Source organism: Kitasatospora nipponensis (assembly GCF_039528135.1).
GTDB classification, from domain to species: domain Bacteria; phylum Actinomycetota; class Actinomycetes; order Streptomycetales; family Streptomycetaceae; genus Kitasatospora; species Kitasatospora nipponensis.
Map to the genome: position 1 here is coordinate 1 of NZ_BAAALF010000541.1, position 957 is coordinate 957.

Here is a 957-nt window from a genome sequence, read left to right on the forward strand (position 1 = left end):
CTCCTCCCACTCCTGGCGCTTGTTGCGCAGGAACTGACGAGGCCTCCGGTCCACCTGCGGCTCTACCTGGCCGCCCGCTCCTGATCTGGGATCGAGCCGTCGGAAACCGTCGTCGCCGGTTGCCCTCGGTTCGCCTCGCACAGCCCACAGACGGCCCAGACAGTAGCCGTCGTCACATGCCGAACTGCGGGTAGGGACACAGGCCTCCGCGATCACGAAGGCATCGCGGGCATCAGTCTTCGCTTCGCTCCGGTAGGCACCGGCCATCCGGTTCACCATGCGGCCCGGAACGTAGACGGGCTTCTGCCCGTGCGACGCCAACAACGCCAGCAGCAACGCAGAAGCCCTGCTTGGCAGGTCGACCGCCTCGGCCATCGTCAGCGCCCTGCGGTCGCCTCCAGAATCGCTGCCTCGTCATTGTCGATCTTCTTCGACCAGACCTCGAACCCCGACTCGTCCACAGCCGCCGCCCAGTGCTGCCCCTTGCCAGCGTCGCTCCCCACCCAGATCCGGGCCTGCCTGCCCCTGCTCCAGGACGAAGCCCGCCTTCGCGTAGCCGGCCAGTGCACGGCGTCGTGGTGACAGAAATGGGCTCAGGCGGCGTGCGGAGTGAAGGCGACAGTGGAGGTGTCGCCATCCAGGGCAATGTTCAGCGAGGCGTCCAGTGCTTTGGCTAGGCGCGCCAGCAGAGGCAGCGTGGGGACCGTTCCACCGAGCTCGAGTTTCGAGATCTGCGGCTGCGTCATGTTGGCCAGCTTGGCGAGTTCCGTCTGGGAGATGCCCAGCGCTGTCCGGCGGTCGTAGACCGCCTGTCCGAGGTCGAAGGCCATACGGATCTCCGTGCGCATGGCTTCGACTTCAGGCAGCTCGTTCTGGCCTTCGGTGATCGCGCGCTCGCGGGCGAGCTTCCAGCGAGTGTGGCTCATCGGGCTTCTCCCCTCGTGATTGTGCGGTTGA

General features: G+C 66.6%; 1 protein-coding gene and 1 pseudogene. Both read right to left on the bottom strand.

Translation table 11 applies throughout. The annotated features are described in order from the left end of the window. Window positions 1-204 precede the first annotated feature (204 nt). Window positions 205-569 (bottom strand): annotated as a pseudogene (locus ABD323_RS41755) (IS110 family transposase); the annotation flags it as partial. 24 nt (window positions 570-593) lie between these two features. Next, a partial coding sequence (locus ABD323_RS41760; RefSeq protein ID WP_344447299.1) for a helix-turn-helix domain-containing protein occupies window positions 594-957 on the bottom strand: 364 nt, incomplete at its 5' end.